General features: G+C 47.8%; 20 protein-coding genes. 7 read left to right on the forward strand and 13 right to left on the reverse strand.

Translation table 11 applies throughout. The annotated features are described in order from the left end of the window. Positions 1-128: 128 nt before the first annotated feature. Positions 129-509 carry a VOC family protein gene (locus MKY97_RS21195; protein ID WP_342552249.1) on the reverse strand — a complete coding sequence of 127 codons (381 nt, stop codon included), beginning with the start codon at positions 507-509 and terminating at the stop codon, positions 129-131. 238 nt (positions 510-747) lie between these two features. On the opposite strand from MKY97_RS21195, the gene MKY97_RS21200 reads away from it, so the two are divergent. Next, positions 748-2,097, forward strand: a complete 1,350-nt coding sequence (locus tag MKY97_RS21200; protein ID WP_342552250.1) for an MFS transporter — start codon at positions 748-750, stop codon at positions 2,095-2,097. A 73-nt stretch (positions 2,098-2,170) separates the two neighbouring features. On the opposite strand, the gene MKY97_RS21205 is transcribed toward MKY97_RS21200, so the two are convergent. The 4 genes from MKY97_RS21205 to MKY97_RS21220 form a co-directional block, all read right to left on the reverse strand. Beyond that, on the reverse strand, positions 2,171-2,638 hold the full coding sequence (locus MKY97_RS21205; RefSeq protein ID WP_342552251.1) for an SMI1/KNR4 family protein: 468 nt from the start codon (positions 2,636-2,638) through the stop codon (positions 2,171-2,173). Between the two features lie 54 nt (positions 2,639-2,692). Next, positions 2,693-3,349 (reverse strand): DUF2625 family protein, encoded by a 657-nt coding sequence (locus tag MKY97_RS21210; protein WP_342556412.1) that lies wholly within the window; start codon positions 3,347-3,349, stop codon positions 2,693-2,695. 65 nt (positions 3,350-3,414) lie between these two features. After that, the gene (locus tag MKY97_RS21215; RefSeq protein WP_342552252.1) at positions 3,415-4,395 is read right to left on the reverse strand and encodes a sensor domain-containing diguanylate cyclase; all 981 of its coding nucleotides are present in this window, start codon (positions 4,393-4,395) and stop codon (positions 3,415-3,417) included. 29 nt (positions 4,396-4,424) lie between these two features. Then, positions 4,425-5,231 carry an alpha/beta hydrolase gene (locus MKY97_RS21220; protein WP_342552253.1) on the reverse strand — a complete coding sequence of 269 codons (807 nt, stop codon included), beginning with the start codon at positions 5,229-5,231 and terminating at the stop codon, positions 4,425-4,427. A 212-nt stretch (positions 5,232-5,443) separates the two neighbouring features. Between MKY97_RS21220 and MKY97_RS21225 the strand changes: the two genes are divergently transcribed. The 4 genes from MKY97_RS21225 (at position 5,444) to MKY97_RS21240 (ending at position 8,546) form a co-directional block, all read left to right on the forward strand. Further along, on the forward strand, positions 5,444-6,658 hold the full coding sequence (locus MKY97_RS21225) for an MFS transporter (RefSeq protein ID WP_342552254.1): 1,215 nt from the start codon (positions 5,444-5,446) through the stop codon (positions 6,656-6,658). Next, complete coding sequence (locus tag MKY97_RS21230) at positions 6,651-7,217, forward strand: TetR/AcrR family transcriptional regulator (protein ID WP_342552255.1); 567 nt, start codon at positions 6,651-6,653, stop codon at positions 7,215-7,217. Before MKY97_RS21225 ends, MKY97_RS21230 begins: the two co-directional genes overlap by 8 nt. Positions 7,218-7,284: 67 nt before the next feature. Further along, positions 7,285-7,932 carry a hypothetical protein gene (locus MKY97_RS21235; RefSeq protein WP_342552256.1) on the forward strand — a complete coding sequence of 216 codons (648 nt, stop codon included), beginning with the start codon at positions 7,285-7,287 and terminating at the stop codon, positions 7,930-7,932. Between the two features lie 56 nt (positions 7,933-7,988). Beyond that, positions 7,989-8,546 carry a DUF1697 domain-containing protein gene (locus tag MKY97_RS21240; RefSeq protein WP_342552257.1) on the forward strand — a complete coding sequence of 186 codons (558 nt, stop codon included), beginning with the start codon at positions 7,989-7,991 and terminating at the stop codon, positions 8,544-8,546. Between the two features lie 194 nt (positions 8,547-8,740). Here MKY97_RS21240 and MKY97_RS21245 read toward each other — a convergent pair whose 3' ends face one another. From MKY97_RS21245 to MKY97_RS21265, 5 genes are all read right to left on the reverse strand, one after another. Further along, positions 8,741-9,184 (reverse strand): Hsp20/alpha crystallin family protein, encoded by a 444-nt coding sequence (locus MKY97_RS21245; protein WP_342552258.1) that lies wholly within the window; start codon positions 9,182-9,184, stop codon positions 8,741-8,743. A gap of 214 nt (positions 9,185-9,398) precedes the next feature. After that, positions 9,399-10,586 (reverse strand): MFS transporter, encoded by a 1,188-nt coding sequence (locus MKY97_RS21250; RefSeq protein ID WP_342552259.1) that lies wholly within the window; start codon positions 10,584-10,586, stop codon positions 9,399-9,401. A 42-nt stretch (positions 10,587-10,628) separates the two neighbouring features. Next, a complete protein-coding gene (locus MKY97_RS21255) occupies positions 10,629-11,447 on the reverse strand; it encodes a MerR family transcriptional regulator (protein ID WP_342552260.1) in 819 nt (272 codons plus the stop codon). Positions 11,448-11,630: 183 nt separating this feature from the next. Then, positions 11,631-13,874, reverse strand: coding sequence for a carboxylesterase family protein (locus tag MKY97_RS21260; RefSeq protein ID WP_342552261.1), 2,244 nt, complete (start codon positions 13,872-13,874; stop codon positions 11,631-11,633). A gap of 583 nt (positions 13,875-14,457) precedes the next feature. Then, complete coding sequence (locus MKY97_RS21265; protein ID WP_342552262.1) at positions 14,458-16,434, reverse strand: AraC family transcriptional regulator; 1,977 nt, start codon at positions 16,432-16,434, stop codon at positions 14,458-14,460. A gap of 195 nt (positions 16,435-16,629) precedes the next feature. Between MKY97_RS21265 and MKY97_RS21270 the strand changes: the two genes are divergently transcribed. Then, positions 16,630-18,249, forward strand: coding sequence for an alkaline phosphatase (locus MKY97_RS21270; RefSeq protein ID WP_342556413.1), 1,620 nt, complete (start codon positions 16,630-16,632; stop codon positions 18,247-18,249). 173 nt (positions 18,250-18,422) lie between these two features. Here MKY97_RS21270 and MKY97_RS21275 read toward each other — a convergent pair whose 3' ends face one another. Further along, positions 18,423-21,122: an endo-1,4-beta-xylanase gene (locus MKY97_RS21275; RefSeq protein WP_342552263.1), complete on the reverse strand. Its 2,700-nt coding sequence runs from the start codon at positions 21,120-21,122 to the stop codon at positions 18,423-18,425. A gap of 158 nt (positions 21,123-21,280) precedes the next feature. Between MKY97_RS21275 and MKY97_RS21280 the strand changes: the two genes are divergently transcribed. Continuing rightward, complete coding sequence (locus tag MKY97_RS21280) at positions 21,281-21,655, forward strand: VOC family protein (protein ID WP_342552264.1); 375 nt, start codon at positions 21,281-21,283, stop codon at positions 21,653-21,655. Positions 21,656-21,763: 108 nt separating this feature from the next. Here the strand turns inward: MKY97_RS21280 and MKY97_RS21285 are convergent, their stop codons facing one another. Together MKY97_RS21285 and MKY97_RS21290 are read right to left on the reverse strand one after the other, a co-directional pair. Then, entirely contained in the window at positions 21,764-22,993 is a 1,230-nt protein-coding gene (locus tag MKY97_RS21285; RefSeq protein WP_342552265.1) for a GNAT family N-acetyltransferase, read from the reverse strand. A 32-nt stretch (positions 22,994-23,025) separates the two neighbouring features. Further along, on the reverse strand, positions 23,026-23,487 hold the full coding sequence (locus tag MKY97_RS21290) for a hypothetical protein (RefSeq protein WP_342552266.1): 462 nt from the start codon (positions 23,485-23,487) through the stop codon (positions 23,026-23,028). Position 23,488: the final 1 nt, after the last annotated feature.

The following is a 23,488-nucleotide window of genomic DNA, read 5'->3' on the forward strand; positions in this document are numbered from 1 at the left end:
AACAGGCCCCTTTTGGAAGGGAGCCTGTTTGTTTATCCGGGTCTATTTTCACCTATACATAAGACTGGGCTGTCCCATGTTTCTTGTTTCTTGTTTCTTGTTTCTATTCCTGCACCTTGCTCCTCATTTTACTGCTTGATGCCAAAGGCAATCCATCGTCCATCAATATCCTCAATCACAAATTCTTTATTATTATAATCAGAATGATGGAAGGAACGAACAATCGTTACACCCGCGTCGATAAACTCCTGTTCAAGCTCTTCTTGCTGTTTCGTAATGAAATAGGCATCATATCCATAGCCATACAGTTCTCTATTCGGGATCACCTTCTGTCCATTACTTTGGGTTAAAATAATCTCGGTAGAATCACGGTACAGGCAGACATGAGGCTCCGCGGCATCCAAATATTCAACTACCCGGAATTTTAATTTTTCTTCATAGAATGCAGCCGTTCTCCGCATATCAAGGGTTGGAAACACACTGTGGGACTGCAATAAAACTGAATTCATAGAACAAGTCTCCTTAGATCAAATGGTGGGGTACTGCTTTTGTACAGGGTGCTGCACATGCTGCTGTAGTATCTTTGTTCACACCAGCAGGCCTGTTATGTATAAACGCCAAAAAATATGACACTATTGCCATATCAAAATAGGAGGCGTAAAATAGAATATTGTTTTGCCTCCAAATGGATGCTGCAAAGTCCCGCCCAGATTATACTCCAATTCTATATAAGACAGGAATGGTTACGTGAAAGAAAAAATTGTGATGCCGCTCTGGACGTGCTGCCTCTTCATCGTAGTGATGAACACCACCATGTTTAATGTTTCGCTGCCTGTCATTATCCGTGATCTTCAGATCACTTCTGACCTCGGCTCCTGGGTTATCTCCAGCTACTCCATCGGATATGCCCTGTCTACCGTGATTTACAGCCGCTTGTCCGACCGAATTCCGGTACGTAAGCTGGTCACGGTTGGGCTGCTGATTCTCGGCTGCTCGTCCCTGCTCGGTTTGTTCGCACATAACTTTGCCCTGCTGCTCACGACACGTATTCTGCAATCGGCAGGGGCCGGAGTTATGGCTGGACTCGGTCTGGTCATTGCGAGCCGTTACATTCCGGTGGAACGACGCGGCGCAGCTCTGGCGCTCATCTCATCAGGCAGCGCAATGGCTTTTGGTCTCGGCCCCATTGTCGGCGGATTGATCAGTGAGTACATGGGCTGGAACGGCCTGTTTGCTATTACGGTGCTGGTACTGCTGGCTCTGCCTGTACTGCTCTATTTTTTACCGCGAGAAACGGTGAACAGTGAGCAGCCTTTTGATTTTACCGGTGCATTACTCACCGTCATTAATGCAACAACCCTACTGGTAGCCATAACACAGCGGTCATGGATATGGTTAGTGATCGGTGCACTCTCTTTAGCTGCACATATTCTCTATATCCGTAAAGCCGCACTTCCTTTTGTAAATCCACATGTGTTCAAGGTACCAGGATTCACTAGGCTCATTATGATTGGCTTCTGCGTGCTGGTCGTTAATCTCGGGAATCTGTTTCTCATGCCGCTGGTGCTTGCGGATCTGTATCATCGTTCTCCACTTGCTATTGGTTTGTTCATCGCTCCCGGAGCGATCATATCAGCCTTCTGTACCCGTTATGTCGGGCGATGGATTGATCGTTACGGCAATATGCGATTTATGCTAATCGGACAAAGCATGCTCGCCGCCGTACTTGTGCTGTTCATGCTTGGGCTGGACCAGTCGGCGCTGATCATCACCGGAGGTTATGTGTTTTTCTCACCAGCGCTGTCTGCTTCCATGGCCTCCCTGAACAACGAAGCGTCACGCGTACTGCCCAAAAACCAGATCGGCTCAGGCATGGGTCTGCTGCAGCTGATTCAGTTTTTCGGCGGTTCGGTTTCTGTAGCGGTGTGTGGACTCCTGCTGCATGCCATACCCGGGGTATCGGTAGAAGAAGCCTACCACGTGGTATATGGATGCCTGCTGTTTGTATGCGCAGTTTCACTTTGCCTTACTCTATGGCACAGCAAAGCTGGCTCACTTCCAAATCGGGATGTAAAATCTGTATCATCAGGACGCTAATCACGACATGGAATGTACATAAAAAGGCTCGCATCGGTATGCGAGCCTTTTTACCAAACATGATTCAGCTTTATTACAGCACTGGCCGTGCCTGGAGAAGGGCGGCAAATGAAAGAAAATCGGCCGCGATCGACTTCACGTTCTCCTCCATCAACTGCTGTGCTTCTTCACTCGTCTCCGCTTCACTCTCGGCGTCCTCACGCACCATCGCCAGCTCATGCTCCATGACCAGCACAGAGGGTATACTCTTGTTCTCACGATAATCGAGCAGGTAGTTGTTACCGCTGCTTACACTCCATGCGATCGGAATAATCCGCTGCGGATCAGGATTGACTTCATCCACCAGCGCAGCATTATTCGGGATAAACCGATCATCCAGTACATGAAAACGAATGTCCCAATCCTCCGCCTCTGTATCCTGTATCAGATCAAAAGAAGCATCGGTATGCTGCCGTATAAAGTCCAGATAATCTTGTGGGAAAACAATACCATAATGAGACTGAATACGCATTACATTCACATCACTATTCTGCTCTCTCACACCGATCCGCCTTCCTCTGAGCTTGGTCCATTGTAAACGAACTCCGCCTGCACGTCATTTCCCTTCGAGCACTGTCCTCCAAGCTTCGGCAATAGGAACCGGCGCTTTGCGGCTTTTCTCTCCGCCGCCTTCTTTGGTCCACAGCGGAGGATAATAGGCAAACACCTGACCTTTGTCCAGCTGTGCCATATCCTCCTGCCAGCCTTTCCAGCGAAATGTTTCGTAAAATAACTCAATATCTCCCTCAGCCAACCAGGTCATAAACTCTGAATACGAAAGCTCTGTTGCTTCCCACTCCAAAGCATCGGGTGCGAAATAATAAATCTGGCCTGTCCCGCCGAACTTGCCAGTATCCAGCGCAAAAAAACCACCCGCTGCATCGTACGCAGCAACCATCATGCCCTGCAGTGCCTGTACACAAGGATCCGTACTCAGGCCGTTCCACCGGGTCAAACTGCCATACACACTGTCACCCCCCGCACCCAGCAGCGTGATCCATCCATGGTCCACCACGATGCCCTGCGTCTCATAAGCCACCGCTCCCAGATAGGAGCGGGTACTCACTTGAAGCTGGTACAGCGCATCCTCCCCAATCTCTGGCTGTGCCGGAGCATAGGTATATGTATTTTTCCCCTGATCGAGAAGCTCCTTGAGCTCTCCCCAGGCATGATTCTCCCGGTCGATTAATTCTTCAGCAGCTAATCTATTCATCTTGGTACCGGCTCCTTCCGTATCCATATCCATGACTCCTCAAAGCATAACATGGCATAATGCTGTCATTCAAATCTGGTATAGGCGTGTGTTACCCGATTGCGTCCGCCCTTCTTGGATGCATAGAGCGCATCATCTGCCTGTTGAAACAAGGATTGCTCTGTATCTGCTGCCGAGACTGTTGCTGCGCCAATGCTCACCGTAACCTGATATTCCCCCCAATCCGCCGAAGCCACTTGTGCACGATATCGTTCAGCGATGCTGATGGCCAGTTCCTCCCCACAATTCGCCAGAATAATCACGAACTCCTCACCACCGTAACGTGCCACTACATCCGTATCCCGCGATATGGCCTGCAGCATCCCTGCCAGATTACCGAGCACCATATCTCCGATGGGGTGTCCGTAGGTATCATTAATGCTCTTGAAGTGGTCAATATCTAATACAAGAAGCGAGAATTCGCGCTGTTTCTCATGGTAGAGAGACAGATGATGAGCCATTTTCTCCTCAAAAAACCTCCGGTTTTTCAAACCCGTCAGCAAATCCGTGGAAGCCATCGTTTCCAGCTGTTCATTCACTTTGATCAGCGCCTGCTCTTTGATTTTATACTCCTCATGCAGACGTTCCAGTTCCTTGTTGGCATCATGTGTTGCTTGATATAACTCCTGCAGCCTGGTTTTTGTGTTCAAAATATCCTTTTCGTGTTCGATCCGTTTGCGCATAATAACGACAACACAATCTACCACGTGCTGCCCGTCCCTCATTTGACGCACCCCGTTCAGCAGGACCGGAACATCCTCCTGGTCGCGATTGCGGAAAGAAAAATACATCTCGTCTACATGACCGTACAGCTGAATATACGGATAGAAATACGTATGAAAAAAAACTTTATTCGTAACCGACATCGTGGATTCAATATGTTTGCCTATAAGTTCTTCCCGTTCCCGTCCAATCATGTTCAGTAAAGTTTGGTTCACCGACAGAATCGAGCCCGAGTCCGATATCGAGAAATATCCGCAAGGTGCCGTATCTAATTGATTATCCATGAAAAAACAGCCTTTCTTTCTTCTGCATTTTATGCACTAGCCAAATAATCTTTAATCAACCGAATCGTCTCGTCCGGCTGACTCAGATGGGGATAATGCCCTTTCGCATTCATCTGCTGCAGCCTGCTGTTTTTGAGATGTGAATGCAGGTAATCCCCCACTTCCACAGGAGCAATGCTGTCATCCGCACACTGTAGAATCAACGTAGGCACAGACACCAATCCCAGTTCAATGCGGCAATCGGACAGGAACGTCACTTCGGCAAACTGCCTAGCAATGTGGGGATCCCGTGAACAAAAGCTTTTTTCCAGTTCCTGAGTCAAATCCTTACGGTCCGGGTTCTGCATCGCAATGGGTGCCATATAACTTGCCCAGCCAATAAAGTTCAACTGCATCATCTCCAGCAGCTCATCAATATCTCGCCGTTCGAATCCGCCATAATAATGGGGCAGGTCATTCAGATAACGCGGAGAAGGCCCCAGCATGACGATATTTTTGAAAAAATGCGGTGCCTGAATGGAGGCAAGCATGCCGATCATACTGCTGACGGAATGACCGACAAAGGTCACATCCCGAAGTTCCAGCGCCTCCATAATCTCCAGCACGTCCTGGGCATAACCGTGAAGATCATTATATTTAAGTGCATCGTAATAGTTAATTTGGGATTGTCCGGAACCTACATAATCAAAGAGGACAATACGGTACTGTTCAAGAAAAGCAGGAACAATGTACCTCCACATATCTTGATCGCATCCGAAGCCGTGTGCAAACACGATGGTCTGACTGCCGGTTCCCAATATGTTTACATTGTTGCGTACGAGGACGTCAACGGTCATCTCACTCACCTCTCCGAGAGTTCGTTATTTATTTTCATCAGAATATTATATCGGAAAATGTTGGGATTAGGGTTAAAAATATTAATTTATTGCACTCTATCAAAAATGAATTAATTATCTGAATTAAAAAAACGATCTTTACAACCTGACCACCGTCAGATAGAATCAATCCATTATGTCGCGCGACTACAGAACTTATTTGGAGGAATCTCATGAATACCCTGACATCAGACTCATTACCACAAAAACTGTGGGGAAAATCATTTATTTTTATCATGCTGGCCAATGCACTCCTGTTCATGGCCTTTGAAATGCTTCTTCCTACCTTACCGTTATTCGTGTCCAGTCTGGGAGGCGATGCCTCACAGATCGGACTTGTAACCGGCATTTTTATGTTCTCAGCCATATTAGTTCGACCTTTCACTTCCGTTCTGGCAGCGAAACTGAACAAAAAGTATCTCCTGATTATCGGCATCGCCATCTGTGCATTAACAACGGGTTCATACTACCTTTCGTCAGGTATAGGAACTATTCTTGTCTTACGTGTAATCCACGGATTTGGTTTTGGTTTGGCAACGACTTATTTCGCAACGATAGCTGCGGAAAATATTCCGAAAAACAGGCGCGGAGAAGGCATGGGGTATTTCGGGGTCGGGGAAACCGTCGCCATATCCATCGGTCCATTAATCGGAACCAGCCTGCTCCTTCAATATAATTATCAAAGCCTGTTTTTAGGCGGATTGTGCATCTTGTTATTGGCACTTCTGATGACCGTTTTCGTATCCAGAACGCCTCGGACAAAATGGGAAGCAGCCTCTTCAGATAATCTTTCAACCTCGGTAAAACTTATTGAGAAAAAGGTACTTTTTCCTTCATTGCTCATCCTGCTTGTTGGTATCGCAGCTGGTTCAATTATGTCTTTTGTCGCTTTGTTTGCTGCGGAGAAAGGTTTCAATAATATCGCCTGGTTTTTCTTTATTGTGGCGATTGCTAGTTTTGTGGTCAGACTATTCTCAGGAACCATGTTTGATCGTCTGGGTCCGGGATCTGTACTGCTTCCCTCGGCAGTTTTCGCTATGGCAGGGCTTCTCGTTCTGATCATTGCACAGAATCAGATCCATTTTCTGATTGCCGGCGCGCTGTACGGTTTTGGATTCGGCGCCATTTTTCCTGCCATCCAAACATGGTGTGTCAATCTCGTGGAAGAACATGAGCATGAGAATGCGATGGCTTCATTCTTTAATTTTTTTGATCTCGGGATCGGCGGCGGCTCACTGGTTCTGGGCATGCTGGCATCTGCATTCTCCTATACGGTGGTGTATACTATCTCTATCGCTGTTTTGGTGATATACATCTTGTTATATTTGATATACGCTCTAAAGCAGAAGCAGTACGAAGATCGTTCACTGGGGGTACACATTGAGTAAAAAACGAATTAAAGAGATTGCGATTCAGCATTTTAATCGTTTCGGTTACGAGGGAACAAAAATGGCACAGATTGCCGAAGAAGCCGGTATCCGTAAACAATCGCTGGCTTATCATTATTCTTCCAAGAAAGCTTTGCTGCTGGAGGTATACGAGGAAGTTGTGCAGGAGGAGCAGCAGTTTGTACAAGATTTTTTAGGCTGTTCCACTGCGGGAGATACGCTGGAGCAGAAATTATACGCCTTTTTACTGGAACATAAAAACCGATTCCTTACACAGCCAAATGTCGCCTTTATGTATATTTTGTCCTTTATGACACCGCTGGAAGTACATGATTTTATATTGGCTCAATACCGGACATATCTTGGCACCCTAAAAAAAGAAGTAACCGCTTTGTTTGCAAGTTACGAAGGGATTCGGCTGAGCCCGGAAGAAGCAACACTAGCTTTTGTCACACTGATGGACGGCCTTGATATACAGCTCGTATACGAGACAAGACAGTCGTACGAACAAGCTATGGCTATTACTTGGAATGTGTTCTGGTCAGGGATCCAAAGCTAAGGTCAGCCGCCCCCTCGTAACCTTTACACCAGTGACAACAAAAACTGATTAGGAGGGACGCACAACTATGCAATCACTGAATGCAGCCTTAACCCGTTTTGTGGAACAACAAGACTTATATAATGAAGCCTACGGACTTTTTCAAAATCACGATCTGCGGCCTCGGGTGCTTCCCGTTCAGCCGGAAGTGGACAAGCGTATTTTTCTTTCGCCTGAACTCCAATACCTCTATAGTCACTATGAGATGGTAGACGCTCAAGCCGAAGGAACACTGAAAATGAAGAATGCAGCTGTCGAAATCGGCGATGCCGCCCTGCTGTTTTTCGCCTCTCCAGAGCATCTGCATCGTCAGCAGCTGGGATTTCGCTGGATTGGGGTTCAGGAACCTTACGAAGAATCTGATTCCTGGCCGCCGCATCATGTTGTGATCGCCAATGTGAATGATGATCCTGTTATCGTTGACACACAAGCTCCCCATTCTCCTGTCTATGCTGCATTTGAGGGTGGGGAACCGAAACGTATCGCCGATTCTCTTGCCGACTTTTTCAGCGCTCTTGCCCTTCTGATTGAAGAAGCACGTTCTATGGCCGGAGAAGTGAAGGACGAAGAAACCTACGAGACAAAGCCTGAATATCTCTCTCAAGTACAGCCGAAACTACAGGCTCTGCTTGGCGAAAAATGGACAGCGCACCTTCTTGAATATCTGTCCATCTAATCTGCACGGCATCTTGTGCACACCATATCAAGAAATCGAAAACGGGGGGTGGATCTATGATCTATGCAGCTCTGCTGCGGGGCATTAATGTAGGCGGCAATAACAAAATCGGGATGAAGCAGCTGAAGGAAACGTTTGAACGGGCTGGTATGCAGGAGGTGGTGACTTACATCAATTCCGGTAACATCATCTTTGCAGATCACGAGAAGCGGACGGATGCCCATATGGAGTTATCCGAACTTCTGGAACAGGCCATTGCGGCCGATTTCGGTTTGCAGATCAAAGTGCTCGTGCGTGATATGAATGAGATGCATAGGGTCATGCAGGCACTGCCTCCAGACTGGTCCAATGATGATCAGGCCAAAAGTGATGTTCTTTTTTTGTGGGATGAAATAAACAATGCCGATGTGATCGAGAAACTTCCCCTCAAACCGGGAATCGGAACGTTGATCTATGTCCCTGGAGCCCTTCTGTATTCGGTCAGCAGGGAGGAAGCATCAAAAAGCGGCATGAACAAGCTGGTCGGATCCAAAGTTTATTCGTATATGACCGTCCGAAACGTCAATACCACACGTAAAATCTATGCACTTATGCAGGCTGCTGCAGAAAAATGAGCCACACTCCCGCCTCTTTCTAAGAACACTGCTTGTATCTGAGTTTCGTTCTCTATGTAAAAATGCAGTTCAAAAAAAGGCGTTAACATCCATTGCAGAATGTTAACGCCTTTTACTTATCATTCTTTTACGTATCATTTGTATACATATTCAATCTATATGCGCCATCTGTACTTCTCATCTAAGCGGTTCACTTAGTCGATCTGAATGCGTTTCCGCGGATGCTCATCGCCTGGACGTTTCGGAATATCCAGCTTCAGCACCCCATTTTCAAGCCGTGCCTTAATATTTTCCTCATCGATATGATCCACGTAGAAACGGCGGACAAATTCTCCGGCGCGGCGCTCCTGCCGAATGATCCGATTATCGTCATCCTTCTGCTCAACCAGTTCATTGCGTTTCGCGCGAATCACAAGCTCATTGCCTTCGACCTGAATGTCGATGTCTTCTTTCGCAATGCCCGGAAGCTCCGCCTCGACCAGATATTTGCCGTTTTCCTCCCGAATATCCGTGCGAAATGGCTGCATACCGGTTCCGAATGACGAGAAAAATGAGGTATCAACCATGTCATGGAAGGATTTCAGCATCTGTCCGAACGGCTCTTCATTTCTTCTGCGAAATGGAATCAGATCAAACATAAACACCATCTCCTTAAATGTGGTTGGATTTAATACTGCTTACATCTATTATTGTAGTCAGGATACCGCCAAGGTTCAAAGCCGATGAAAATCGATATAAAGCGATAATCCCCTGTCTTGGCTCAATAAATAAAAATAGATCGTTTTTTCTTTTGTTTTGACTATTTTTGACCTTCTGACTTTATCTGACCAATATTCGCTGCTTCGACGCATCTTACTGCGCATTGACCTTCTCGCCAGAGGCTGCGGCTCTCCTGCTGCCTGTTCCCCTAAACTGTAATATGGCGAATAAGAGAGCGATACAGATCGCGGCAAAACCTGCCCAGTTCAAAGCGAGGACCGAAGCCCGGCTGATGACAAGCCCGCCCAATCCGGAGCCCATGGCAAAGCCAAATTGAATAAATGATGTGTTTATACTCAGCGCGATGTCCGGGCTGCGAGGTGCCAGTGTAACCAGATACAGCTGCTGAGCAGGGGAAATACTCCACGTAGCTAGCATAAACACCATCAGTACCAGAATCAGCAGAATCAGATGTGATCCGGTCACAGCAAATAAAAGAAGCGTTAGCCCCTGCAGGACCAGCCCGAGGAAAATGGTGAATTTGGGCCCTTTGGCATCAGCCAATTGTCCACCCAGTTTGGAACCGATAAAGCTGCAGACACCCGCCAGGAACAAAATCAGACTGATTTCGGTCATGGACAGAGACGAGGTCGTTTGCAAAAATGGCGTAATGTACGTGAACAACGCTGCGTAACCGCCCACGTACAGCAGTGTCATCATCAGCGCGACCAGAACTGCTTTATTTTTCAGCATCGAGAGCTGCATGCCCATCGTCACCTGCTCTTCCTCTTTGATTGCCGGAACCTTACGATGGATGATCAGAAATGGAATAATACTCAGGATACCAATGACAATAAATAGAACCTTCCAGCCAAACATCTCACTGAAAAATGTACCGATCGGGACGCCAAGCACCAGCGAGCTGCTGAGTCCCATCAGAATGATTCCGATCGCATTGCCTCTCTTCTCATTCTCCACCAGCCTTGTCGCTGCGGCCATGGCAACAACAGTTGTCATACCTCCGCTTGCTCCCTGAATAATGCGTATGCCGAGCATCGCTTCATACGAAAGATCAAACATCATGATGCCATTGCTGGCAATAAATACACCGAAGGTCAGCAGCATCAGCTTCCTGCGATCTACATTGATTGTCACGGCAATCAGAATCGGAGCAAGAATGGCTGCCGCAAGGGCAAATACCGTCACAAGCAATCCGGCTTCGGCAGTGGACACACCAAGGTCCCCAGCAATCATCTCGATAATTCCGGTAATAATGTATTCAATTGTACCAATCAAAAATACGGCCAGTGCCAGAATATATATGGTTCCTTTATTTTTCAATCGTGTTCACTCCATCTTCTATACGTTTTTAATCGATCCCCGTTACCAGCAGGTGATAGGAATCTGGATTTCAATATATTGTGCATCCTGTTCGGGGGATAAGGGCAAATATAACTCTCTACCCGGTTCGTTCTCTTTAATCTGATAATTATTTTTCTCTATCCATCTGGCTAAATACACACAGGCTGCCACATCGAAATTCGAATGTGAATGGAACGCCATGGAAGCGATGCTGGGCTCTGGTGGCAGATTTCGCAGCTGGAACGGCTCAGGGACAGCAGCCGGTTCATCGGTTACGTAATAACCGACTTCGAATTCGAACTCGTCCTCTTTTCCGTCCATCTCTCGCCACAAAACAACCTGTGGTCCTTGAATCCGTTGACGCAGCTCTTTGGTCAGCAGTGAATCCAGATGAAGAAGAAGCGCGGGAATATGCTCTTCTCTCCCGCCTGCGCTGTAGAACATGAAGGTCTGGCCAGCCTCCGCCTTAATTCGGATCTCCTGGCCATTCTCCCACTGCCCGTCTTTCTCCATAAGCTGGATCCGCTCTTCAATACGGGTAAGCTTGGCCTGCTCCGTATCAATCATATGCTGGATTTCACTTCTCTTCAGTCTGAACATACCCTGAATCTGCTCATGAGAGATGTCTTCCTGAAGCAGCTGCGCGATCTGAGGCAGTGTAAAACCTAATTCCTTATAGAGCAGAATTCGGTTCAGTTCAAGCAGCTGATCTGCGGAATAATATCGGTAACCCGTGTCGTGGTCTACCCTTCGCGGCTTGAGGATACCGATCTGGTCGTAATAGCGCAGTGTTTTTAAAGAAAGCTTGCTGAGCTTGGCAAATGTACTGATTTTGAACAATGTATCATCTCCAATCCATTAACTTAACGTGAGTATACAGTCTCCCGTGCAGGGGAAAGTCAATCCCTTTTCATCCGATTATTTATCATCTTTACTATGTATTTGTTTAGGATAACCAAAAAGGACAGAGCAGCGATCCCCTGTCCTTCATTCTCATTTTAAGTTAATTTCTATACTTTTTCATCAATCCCAGAAGAAACGGCCTGCAAGCACTTTTTCGTTCAACAGCTGGTATGTCTCTTCAGGCAGCTCTTTCTTCATCTTGGCCATCACAGCATCTTTGCCCTGATTATATTGGGATGACATGCCGATCTCGGCGGTTGTGTTATTGGCATCCAGACGCATAATCGGAGCCTTGGCATTCTTCGTCCATGGTGTCCATGCAGCAAGAGCGGCCGTTCCCCCCGTACCAGGACTCCCCGTGTACAGGAACTGCTTTAGGTAGGCTGCCATCGCAGCAGACAGCTGTTCACGCCCCGGCTTGTTAGCATCGCTAAAGTAACCTTCAGGGAAGTACGCTGCAATACCTGCTGCTTTTCCTGTGTAGAAGTCCATATCGGCACCATGCGGAGCACCCAACAGGGTGTACAGTCGTTCCGAGATGACGCCAGGCTGGGTTCCCCATGCAAAACGATACGCATATACTGGCGGCTGACCTGCCGCACTGGTTAATTTCTCTGCTACACGCTCCGCATTAAAGCCTGCGTACGCCTCGCTGCCATATTTAATTGCAGCCGCATATTGAGCCGCTTTCGTCTGATCTGTGAACAATGTTCCGTCATTGATGGATGGAACAAAGTTGGGATCGCCAAAAGCAAAAGCGGAGAACTCCGTTTCCAGGCTGCCGAGCAGCACAGGGACTTTAGCATAATTGCCGCTGCTGATCGCATCAAAACCTTCTTTTGGAATCACCGTACCATCACGGAACAGATGCGGGAAGGGCTGCATGCGGATAGCCGTTGCACCGAATACCGTCACCAGTTTGTCCGCAGGCAGTGCACGCAGATAGCTTTCGAGCTGTGCAGGTGTTTGCTTGCTAATCCAAGCTTTGGCTTCATCCTCATTTGTAGCTTTGCCTTCTTGGACAATCAGCTTCACAATGGCATCCTCGGATTTCTGCTGTCCTTCCTCAGAGGAAGCCGTCGTCAAACCACCGCTGAAAGCAATCGCTTTTTGATACAATCCCTTGCTAAGCGGGGAGATAAGTGTTGCGAGAACATCCCGTGCACCAGCAGATTGACCTGCAAGTGTCACATTCCCTGTATCGCCGCCAAAACCTGCAATGTTATCCTGCACCCACTCTAGTGCACGGAATGCATCCAGCAGGCCGTAGTTACCGGAATCGTCAAGCGCGTTACCTGTTTTCAGCGCAGCATTCTGGAAGAAACCAAGCGCTCCCAAACGATAGTTCACCGAGATAACGATGCTATTCGTATTTCGTGCTAGCTGTTCCCCCTGAAAGTCCTTTCCTGATCCGGTCATATTACCACCGCCGTGCAGGAATACCATAACCGGCAGTTTGGTGCTGGTTGTATTCGGACGCCAGATGTTCAGATATAAGGAATCTTCACTGCCTGCTGTTGTTTTACCGGATATTTGCAGGCTGTTTGCCGCGAACTCTTTGGCTTCTCTTGTTCCTGTCCAAGCCTTCGGTTCTTGCGGTGCTTTCCAGCGCAGTTCGCCTACCGGAGGTGCCGCATATGGAACACCAAGCCAACCAAGCGTGCCATATTCTTCATAAGTTTTGCCATCGATGGCACCATATTTCGTTTGCTGTAACGTTTGAGGTTTAAATGCACCGTCCTGCTTATGTTTTGACCAGAACTGTTCCAGCGTACCTGTACCATTTTTGAGCTGAGCTTGCAATGCCTGTGCGGTCGCTTCTGCCATCAAACGATTGGTCAGCTGTGCCGTGCCTTTTCCTTGAAGGGCTTTGATGCCGTGGTTTGCCGCAAACGCGGAAGCTTCTCCTGACTTGTAATCCGTACCTGCTTCATAACCAAGAACTTTGAGCAGCAGCGCTGCATATTCCTCTGCCGTCAGTGGAGCGTTAGGCGCAAAACGTTCCGGTTCCGTAACCACGCCAGCCAAATAAGGATGCTGCTTCAAGTATCCAACGACGGGCTGCAGCACCTTGCCTGCCTGAGCGGCATCCTTAAACGTATCGGTTCCTTGATAGGCAAGTGCTTCTTTCTCCAGACCAGATAAACGCAAGTAAAGCACTGCGGCTTGAATACGTGTGGCATGTTTATCCAGGTAGGCCGTATTTACGCCCTGTCCGTTCCCGCGAATCAGCTCTGCTTTTACCAGTTTGTCCATAGCCGGGGACAAGGATGGAGCTGTATTTCCTGCTGCAAATGCAGGTAGACCAGATACACACATGCTCAGAATCGCTGCTGCTGCAATAGAACGTTTCATTTTTTTCATGGGTTTAATCTCCTCGCTGTCTAGTCGTGTATGATAGGAAAATAGTTTAGAAATTATGCACCGCTCGGTACAGTATTCCAAAGTTCGGATCATTCTATTTCTGGTTCGTGGATGAATGGAAGAGCGGCCCCCCTCTCTGCTGACATGAACTGCTGCACCCTTTCAGTTATGACATTCAGGCCGATTTTTTATATAAAAAAACCTGAATCAAAGGCAAACAGACTGTGCTATAGCATGGTCTGCCGCCCTCAATTCAGGTTTTGCCTGCAATTACGTAACAACCCTGAGAATAATGAGGTATGGTATTAAATTGGCTTACTTTAATAGACGCAATCAATCGTCTGATGAATGATCCAACGAATGAACTGGAACAGGTCTTGCCCTCAGATCGGTTACAATCCTGTTATTATCGTGATATTAGCACATAATGAAAGCGCTAGCAATACCTTTTTATCATGCAATCCCTAATACTGCAGCATCTCCCCCATTTCAATTTCCCCTCAAAAAAAGCCATGAACGAATCCTATTGGATTCATCCATAGCCTATGTTGAGATCAGATGACTGCAGCTCGTCTGGGTCAGCCTACTGCTGCAGATTCTTCACCTGCTCAATCAAACTATCCAGACCCTTATCCGCCAGATACGGCCCGTAATTCCAGTAGTTTCGGGACACGTTAATAATTCGGTTATTTTTGATCGCAGGGATGCTCTGGTATACCGGCTCCTCAAACAGTTCCATCATCTGGTCCATCTCTTCGTCTTCCATCTGAGTGAAGAAGTAGTCTGCGGGCTTGTCTGCCAGCTTTTCCAAAGAAAGCACCGTGCCGCCGTCAGAGTATACTTTATACTGCTCAGGCATCGAGAACCCGAAATCCTCATAGATCAGTTTGCCTAATGTACCACCTTCACCGCCGAGCAGAACCTCCTTATTGTAGATCACAAATGACATCGCAGTTGTCCCCGGTTTAATATTGATGTTTAATTCACTGCGAATGCTCTTCAGCTTCTCCTCAAACTTCGCAATCCACTGCTCCGCTTCATCCTTGCGATCCATAATGTCGCCCATCGTTCTCAGCGTATTGATTACATCCGGATCACCGCCCCAAGCTACTGTAATCGTTGGTGCGATCTTCTCGTATGTGCCTACAATTTCCTTGCTTGTGTAGTCCGGTACGATGATTACGTCGGGTTCCAGGCCTGAGATCATTTCAACGTTACCGTTACCCGAACCAATGTCCGGCACACCTGCGAGTTCTTCAGGATACCGCTCCAGCGTTTCCGTGTTTGCTCCTGCGGGTTTCATACCAAGAGGCAGCAGATAGCCTCCGTAGGTAATGATGACAGGTTTCGAAGGCTGTGCTGGAATCTCAACCTTTCTTCCTGAAGCATCCGTATACATTCGCATGGATTTTGCTGCTGTATCCGTACCTGCTGCAGTCGGGGTCTCCGCCCCACCCCCGCAAGCTGCGAGCAGCAGAGATAAACTAAATAATAAACTGACTGCCAATGTAGGCTTAAAACCAAAATTCAAATCGTTCACGCTCCATGTGTCGTATTGATAATGATTATCGTTATTACCAATATAACGAGACAAGTTACCGTCAGCAATGAACGATTCCGACCTCTTGTTCGTACGATTTGAACCTTGGATTCGATGGCTGCGCATTTTGTATTGTGCCGGCGTCTCTCCTGTCGTTCGTTTGAAAATGCGGCTGAAGTAGTACAGGTCCTTGTATCCCACACTCTCTGCCACCTCCCGAATCTGGAACTCCGTCTCTGCCAGCAGTGTCTGGGCCCGTTTGATCCGGGTTTGAATGACATAATCCATCGGACTGCATCCGTATTTGCGCTTAAATACCCGGGCCAGATAATGTGTGCTGTAATGGAAATGCGCCGCCATATTCTCCATCGAGATGGAATGTGCATAGTGCTTCTGAATGTAGGCTTCAATCTGCTCTGGCAGCTCCATGGATTCAACCAGCTGCTGACGTGCCATCTTCCACTGGCGGAATTGCTCATAGACAAATTGGTAAAATAGCCCTGTAACCTGCAGGCGATCCAGTTCCTCGCTGCTCGTCCAGAACTCCGTCATTTTTTCCACGATAGGAAAAATCGTTAACGGATAGGAGAGTGCAAAATGGTACACAGCCGGCAAAGACGCCGCTGCAGCCAGCATGTTTACATTAAGGGATGAGTCAGCACTAACCGCATTCAATTGTGGTTTATACAGGATTAGAAAAAAATGCAGAGGCTGCTTCACACTGCCTATACTCAGCAGTATACCTTTTTCACCGTGCAGCAGGAGCGACTGATCCGATATAATCCTGTTTGTTCCAAACTGAATGTCAGCTTCACCCTTACTGATCATCACAAAAGCCCGGGCTGGCAGCATATATTCCGCCAGTTCCTGACCTGGCTGCAGCATTCGGTATCGGATATCTATAAGTTTCACTTGGTTGTTATTCCACCATTGAATGGCTTCTGACCATTCCCCCATCATGGACCACCCCAAAATCTTCGTTGGACCCTTTTTCTGTGAGTCCGATTTATTCCTTAACATACAAGAGCGCTCATCCTTTTGTCCAGTTCGTTTGTTATGACAGCATTGACTTATAATCGTAATTTTTACATTTAATTAACCCCAATCTAACGCTGGTTTAGCAATTGATGTATACACTGGGTTCTGGATACTAAACTATACATATATCTTAGGAGGATGTTCATGTTAAATCGTTTCAGTACCCGTGCAGCCAAAATGATGCTCGCGGTGACCACCATTGTTACCGCTGCGCTGGGAGGCAGCAGCGCAGCTTGGGCTGTGGAAGATGGTACTTCAACCACTTCTGGTTCACCTATTAAAAATGTAATCATCCTCATTCCTGACGGTATGGCTAATGATGCTGCCGCTCTGGCTCGTTGGTACAAAGGCTCTTCTCTGACCATTGATTCCATGGCAAGCGGTATGGTGCGTACACACTCTGCGGATGCTCCGATTGCGGACTCTGCTCCTGCAGGAACAGCCTTTGCGACAGGACATAAATCCCATACCGGTTATGTCGGTGTACTGCCGGACAAGGCCACGATGCCTGGACAAAAGGCGATTGCACCAGGAGACGAAAGAAAACCGGTGGCTTCCGTGTTGGAAGCTTCCAAGCTGGCGGGCAAATCAACCGGTATTGTAGCTACATCCGAAATTATGCATGCCACACCGGCGGACTTCTCAGCGCATTATCCTGACCGTAAAAACTACGATGCACTCAGCAAGCAGCAGGTATTCAATGGCATTGATGTTGTACTCGGCGGCGGCAGCAAATATCTGGAACCGGCAGGACGCAAAGATGGCAACAACCTCGTGGCCTCCATCAAAGCGCTCGGCTACGATTACGTAACTACACCTGCTGCGATGAAAGCATCAACTTCGGGCAAGCTGTGGGGGATGTTTGCTCCGACAGGCATGTCATACCATATGGACCGTGATCCTGCCAAGCAGCCAAGTCTTGCCCAGATGACGTCCAAAGCGATTGAAGTGCTGTCCAAAAACGAGAAGGGTTTCTTCCTGATGGTCGAAGGCAGCAAGGTGGACTGGGCGGCTCACGCCAATGATCCGATTGGTATTATAAGTGACGTGCTTGCTTTTGATGATGCCGTGAAAGCTGCCATGGATTTCGCCAAATCCGACGGAGAAACGGTTGTTGTTGCCGTATCCGACCACCAGAACGGCGGACTGACCATCGGTAACGCGTCCACAACAGGCACGTATGATAAAGAGCCGTTGTCTACGTTTATAGGACCTCTGAAAAAAGCCAAGCTGACAGGTGAGGGCGTAGAAGCGAAGCTGAATGCGAAACGTACCAACATCAAAGCGTTGATGAAACAGTACTACGGCATTACGGATTTGACTTCGGAGGAAGTCGCTGCGATTAAAGACGCGGAGTCAGGCAGCCTGAACTACGTTGTTGGTCCGATGATCAGCAAACGCGCAGGCATTGGCTGGACAACTGGCGGACATACAGGCGGAGATGTTGTACTCTACACGTATGCTCCTAACAATGATCGTCCATTCGGTGTTATTGATAATACGGATGTAGCCAAATATATGGCTCGTGTACTCGATCTGGATCTGGACAGCGTAAGCAAGCAGTTGTTCGTACCTGCCAAGCAGGCATTTACAGCAAAAGGTGCAGCTTACAAACTGGATCTGACGGATGTTAAAAATCCGAAGATTCTCGTAACCAAAGGCAGCACCAAGCTTGAACTGCAAATTTATAAAAATACAGCCCTTGTGAACGGTAAGAAAACAGAACTCGAAGGCGTAATTGTATACAATGGCGTAGATGCTTTTGTACCACAGGGCGCTGTGAATCTAATCCAGTAAGAAGAACCCGCTAAAAAACAAACAAATACCCAAAAAGCTGCCGAGATGTTCTCGCAGCTTTTTGGTTTCTTTACGAACGTATATATCATCTCCGATCCATCTGTAAACCGAGATCAACTCCGTTTAGAACAACAAATGTACTCTCACATTTGAGACTGTACCATCCTATACCTCTACTTATTAGAGAACGTCAGAATGCCGTATTGGGAAGTGTTCTTCCAGCTATCATTGGTTAGGTCATTCCACTTCGCCGTGCTTTTGTTGTTATTGCCCTGATTATCGTTAATCTGAAGTTCGAATCCGATGACATCACCTGTTTTCGGTGTGAGGGACTGCAGTCTGATTTTGGCCTCGATCTGATATCCTTTCGCTGTTTTCTTGACTGCACTTTCAAGGCGGCCCGGGGAAGCACTGCCTGCAAAAGTAGCCACGTTATCTGCACTAATTCTGAACTGGGCATCATCATATTGATAGAACGGAGTGCGCTGATGATTTTCATCCAGGAAAATCTCTATTGAATCCTGATCCCAAGGGTCGGCGGCGTCCGTTATAATCTGCGGGTCGGTGACATCAACAAGCAGATACAGATCCTGACCAGACCACATCGCACGGGCTTCCGCCGATGCACCCCCGTTCGCACTCAGAGGTGTAACTTGGAATGGAGCGACTTTATTCCACTTTGCGTCCTTCTCCCCATCAATGGTCGCCATCCCCTGCAGCGCTTTGGCTGATTTAGGCATACTTGCAAACTGAATTACACCATATTTACTTGTATCCTGTTCCTGGGATAATGTTCTGTCATTCCAATATAGAACAGACTGTTCTTCTCCCCCGCCGTTTCCACCGTCTGTCACCCGAACATCCAGCCCGATCTCACGTGCGGAAATGCCTGGCGCATCAGACAGCGGTATGGAGACTTCAACCTGATAGCCGTGAGCTCCCTCACGAACACGATAGGCTTGCGGTTTAGGCCCTGTCACTTTGCCTGCACGGCTTATCGTAATATGCCGGTCATCCGCCTCATAAACAGGTGTTTTACCATTGTTCAGATCAACGAACAATTCCACTTTATCGCCTGCATTTTTGACAGTATCCTTAACATCAATCAGCACATACAGATTTTTGTTATCCCACAAGGTGCGGAACGATGCTGCACCCGTATTTCCTTTTAATGCTGTCGACACGGCTTTGTTCCATAGAGGATCTTGTTTGGCTGCCTTCGTTTGTGGTGTGCCGGACAGTGTAACCGCGCGTTTTGTCAGAACTGGCAGGCTTGATTCGTCAGCTAAACCCCAATAGGCCGGTTTGGACTGCAGGGCTTGATCGAATAAAAAGGCTTGATTGTTATACGATTTCTCATCCTGCAGACCCCATAAGGTCACGGATGAGATCACGTCACTATGTTTCTTGTACAGATCAAACAATTCTTTATACCGATAGGCCTGCTTCACCGCGACGTCCTGAGGCAGTTCCTCACCAAAAGGGATACCGCTGTCTACATCCAGCTCGGTAATCTGGATATCCAGTCCAAGTCCCGCAAACAGATTGATTGTTTTTTCAATCTCTTCAATGGGCGGAGATTCAAGGTTATAGTGGGATTGCAGACCGACACCATCAATCAACCCTTTTTCTTTTAACCGTTTGACCAGCTGGTACATATGCTCTCTTTTTTCAGGAATTTCGGTGTAGTACTCGTTATAGTATAATTTCGCATCCGGGTCGGCAGCCCGTGCGAACTCATAGGTTTTCTCTATATAATCCGGTCCGATCAACTCGTAGAACGGGCTTTTGCGCAGTCCATTTGCATCACCGTTACTGTCCGCAATCGCTTCATTTACGACGTCCCAGGCATAAATTTTGCCTTTATATCTTTTCATCACGGTATCGACGTAGTTCTGAATTCGGCTGAGCAGCAGCTCCCTGCTTGCAGGATTGCCCTGATCGTCCTTGAACATCCATTCCGCTGCATCGATATGCCAGAGCAGGGCATGTCCTCGCAAGCCCATATCATGCTTCGCTGCAAATTCAACATACTCATCCGATGCTTGGAAATCATACACACCGTTGGATGGCGAAACGAATTTCGGTTTCATCTCATACGTTGCCGTCAAGCTGTTAAAATGTTTGGATAATAACTGCCCATAAGCTCCTTCCAACTGCCAGCGGTAGACAGCAGCTCCAATCGGAAACTCGCTCTGGTACAGATCCTGCAAAGAAGGAATATCCGTCTCGATAGCCAGCTCCCCTGCCTCCTCAATCGTTACGTCATCCACATAAAATGACAGCGTATCTACCGCATCCTCAGAGACATAAGGCGTCTCAATAAACAAATTCAATTCCGCAGGATTATCGCTGTATTGGAATGTCGCAGTAATCTTATGCCACTGCTGCCAGTCATCTTTGGGGATCGTGACCTTGTCCAGCATGTTCCAGCTCTCCGCCCCGTTCTTCTTATAAGCCGTAAGCTGAATGGTCTGATCTGAAGCAGGCTTCTCCGTAAGCTTGACATAAACCGATATATTATACGTCTTATTCGGTTTTAACAGGCCTTTCAGCGGCAAACTAGGCCCGTAATAAGAACGCTCCCTATTAGAGACCAGCATGCTGTATGTACCTTGGTGCGCTTCCTGCTGTGATACCGTCAGCTTCTCGCTGCCAATGCGAGGAATCCAGCCTTGAAGTGTCCCATCTTCAAAATCGGCATGCAGCACATTGACGTTCTGTTTGGACACCGCCGATGACACCGAAGATTCCGTGCTGCTTGCCTGCTCAGTCTGCTGCTCCTGCGCAAAAGCCGTCTGCTGAAAAGGAACCGTCGTCATTACCAGCGCTGCGGCCAGCAGGGTTGAACTCCATTTTTTAACCTTTTTCATTTCATGCCTCCTCTCAATTTAATTGTATTATACACACTTAGATAACGCTTACATATATATTTTTGTAAATTTTTTCAATAATTTCAGACCAAATCTCTTTCTTCGCGTATAATTAACATCTATCGACACACAGCAGCTAAAAAAGGGGAATAGCCATCATGTTAATCAAACTCAATTGGATTACCCTGCGGGTAAGTAATCTGGAAGCATCCATTCACTTTTACCACCATGTGCTCGGACTTACGGTGCAGCGCAGATTCGAGAGCCGCGGGCGCCAGATCGCCATGCTTGGCTTGGGACTGACCAGCGAGACTTCGCTGGAGCTAATTGAAGGCAGCGAGCAGGTACTGAAACCGGAAGCGGGGATATCCATCGGTTATGAAGTAACGACACTCGAATCGGCAATGGAACGTTTGGCAGCCATGCAGGTCCCTGTCCTGCGTGGGCCCATTCAGCCCAATGAACGCCTGCGTTTCATTTATATCGCAGACCCGGACGGGTTTGAGGTGCAGCTTGCCGAGCATCTGGAATAAGACGTGTGTATATGATGCTGCTCAACGGATCGTATTCGTACAAAGTTGTAACGCTGCAGTGCGCAAGCCGCAAGCTGCATCACCAATTCGTACGGCTTGCACCGTCTGTTACAGCTTCATGCGCTGCATCAGCGGTACGCCAATGCGGTTTAACAAACGATCCAGCAGTGCCCAGCACCAACGTCTGCGCATCGGGAGATGCCGATCATACACCGCAGCATATTCGAAATCCGCGACTGCGCCGCGATTCCTTTTGAACTGAGCTGCACCGGCACTCTCATGAAGCAGCATTCCGTGATCACGGGCTTGGGCAATAAGACAGGCTGACAGCATGCGGTACAATCCGACAGACTGAGGAATGTCTGTATCGTAGCCGAATAGAGGTGTAGTCATCATGCCGTTTCGGCAGAAATAACCCATCACTGCATCCAAACGCTCCTGCCCCTGCCTGCGCAATCCGTACAGGTTTAACGCACCATTCGCTCTGGCTGCGGCAATGAAATGCTCGTTAAACTGCGGATTGTCATAAGAATACTTTTCCAGATAGAGCATGCGGTATAATTCTACAATTCGCGGGATATCTGCTTCGGTGAGCGCTGCACCAGACACCAGCTCATAACCGTGCTTGTCCAGCAGTGCCCGATCCCGTTTAAGCAGCCAGCGCGACTTGGCACTGCCAAAGTTCGGATCATTCGCCTGATATAAATAAATCTGCCGGCTCGGTATAGAGCGGCATCCTTCTTCCTGTAATTTCTTGAGAAGTTCCGAATGCAGCGCGGCACTCAAAGAACGGAAAATCACCGTATGCCCAGGATAGCGCTCCTTGACCGCTTCCAGCAGCTGTACAGCCTGCTCGCCAGTCATAGCAGGATACAGATTGGTCGATAACAGCCAGTTGTTCACATGGACAACCTTATTGATCCGGGACTTCTTCATCCCCCAGCCAATGAAACTGAGCAGTACGGAGAGCCCCTTTTCCAACATCGGCTTCTGCAGCAGGATCAGCTCCTGCTTGGCATACCGCACATAATGGGTGTACGGCGAACAGACATAAGCATTATCATACTCTTCCTCGTTCACCGTCACGGGCAGAACCAGTTCATCGATCCGCGCAAGAAGCAGTGTCGTATTTACGTTGGTCATAAATTCAGTGGTCCCTTGGATCATCATCGGTTCCAGATAAGCCCGTGCATACCTCGCATCCTCTGTATCTGGCCAGACCATCTCTTGAACTGAATTACAATCATAGAATTGAACACGCCTGGCTTTGGTCCCACTCTCATGTTCCGCTCCGTACCTGCTGCTGGAAAATCGGTCTTCCTCTTTATTATTGTCCAATCTCTGATTCCCCCATGATGTATAATGCGTTTCTACTCCTGACCGCCCCTGCGTCTGATTACAAATTCGGCGATTCGCTCCCCTGGCTGCAGATTCGGACGTTCATAGTAATAGACCATGCCAAAATGATAGGTCATCTGCTCGGCCACGATATAAAACCGCTGTTGTTCAAACTCATTTTCCAGACAAAAAACGATCCCATTGCGTTCACAGCCATGCATGATTGAATGTAACTGAATGATTTCTTCTTCGTTCGCAAGTCGGAACAGCTCCACAGTAAATACGCTTCCTGGACACAGGATAAACTCCACTTCCGTAAAGGTAATCTCCACATTATGATAATACGAAAAATCAAAACTGCCTGCCAAAACCAGCTGCTGGCTCTGAGGCTGCATAGGCTCTGTTATGTAAAAATGTTCGATGTTGGCCGCACGCAGCTCCTGCTGCAGCAGCTCTACCTTTCTGGCCTGCTCATGAAACCGTTCAGGCAGCATC

The organism is Paenibacillus sp. FSL R7-0652 (genome assembly GCF_038595045.1).
Lineage (GTDB): Bacteria > Bacillota > Bacilli > Paenibacillales > Paenibacillaceae > Paenibacillus.

Excerpts from the sequence above, each read along its gene's own strand:
- MKY97_RS21210 (WP_342556412.1), bottom strand. The coding sequence starts at position 3,349 with ATGAATAGATTAGCTGCTGAAGAATTAATCGACCGGGAGAATCATGCC.
- MKY97_RS21275 (WP_342552263.1), bottom strand. The coding sequence starts at position 21,122 with ATGAAAAAGGTTAAAAAATGGAGTTCAACCCTGCTGGCCGCAGCGCTG.
- MKY97_RS21215 (WP_342552252.1), bottom strand. The coding sequence starts at position 4,395 with ATGGATAATCAATTAGATACGGCACCTTGCGGATATTTCTCGATATCG.
- MKY97_RS21260 (WP_342552261.1), bottom strand. The coding sequence starts at position 13,874 with ATGAAAAAAATGAAACGTTCTATTGCAGCAGCAGCGATTCTGAGCATG.
- MKY97_RS21265 (WP_342552262.1), bottom strand. The coding sequence starts at position 16,434 with ATGTTAAGGAATAAATCGGACTCACAGAAAAAGGGTCCAACGAAGATT.
- MKY97_RS21290 (WP_342552266.1), bottom strand. The coding sequence starts at position 23,487 with ATGCTGCCTGAACGGTTTCATGAGCAGGCCAGAAAGGTAGAGCTGCTG.
- MKY97_RS21245 (WP_342552258.1), bottom strand. The coding sequence starts at position 9,184 with ATGTTTGATCTGATTCCATTTCGCAGAAGAAATGAAGAGCCGTTCGGA.
- MKY97_RS21195 (WP_342552249.1), bottom strand. The coding sequence starts at position 509 with ATGAATTCAGTTTTATTGCAGTCCCACAGTGTGTTTCCAACCCTTGAT.
- MKY97_RS21270 (WP_342556413.1), top strand. The coding sequence starts at position 16,630 with ATGATGCTCGCGGTGACCACCATTGTTACCGCTGCGCTGGGAGGCAGC.
- MKY97_RS21225 (WP_342552254.1), top strand. The coding sequence starts at position 5,444 with ATGAATACCCTGACATCAGACTCATTACCACAAAAACTGTGGGGAAAA.
- MKY97_RS21240 (WP_342552257.1), top strand. The coding sequence starts at position 7,989 with ATGATCTATGCAGCTCTGCTGCGGGGCATTAATGTAGGCGGCAATAAC.
- MKY97_RS21280 (WP_342552264.1), top strand. The coding sequence starts at position 21,281 with ATGTTAATCAAACTCAATTGGATTACCCTGCGGGTAAGTAATCTGGAA.
- MKY97_RS21235 (WP_342552256.1), top strand. The coding sequence starts at position 7,285 with ATGCAATCACTGAATGCAGCCTTAACCCGTTTTGTGGAACAACAAGAC.
- MKY97_RS21220 (WP_342552253.1), bottom strand. The coding sequence starts at position 5,231 with ATGACCGTTGACGTCCTCGTACGCAACAATGTAAACATATTGGGAACC.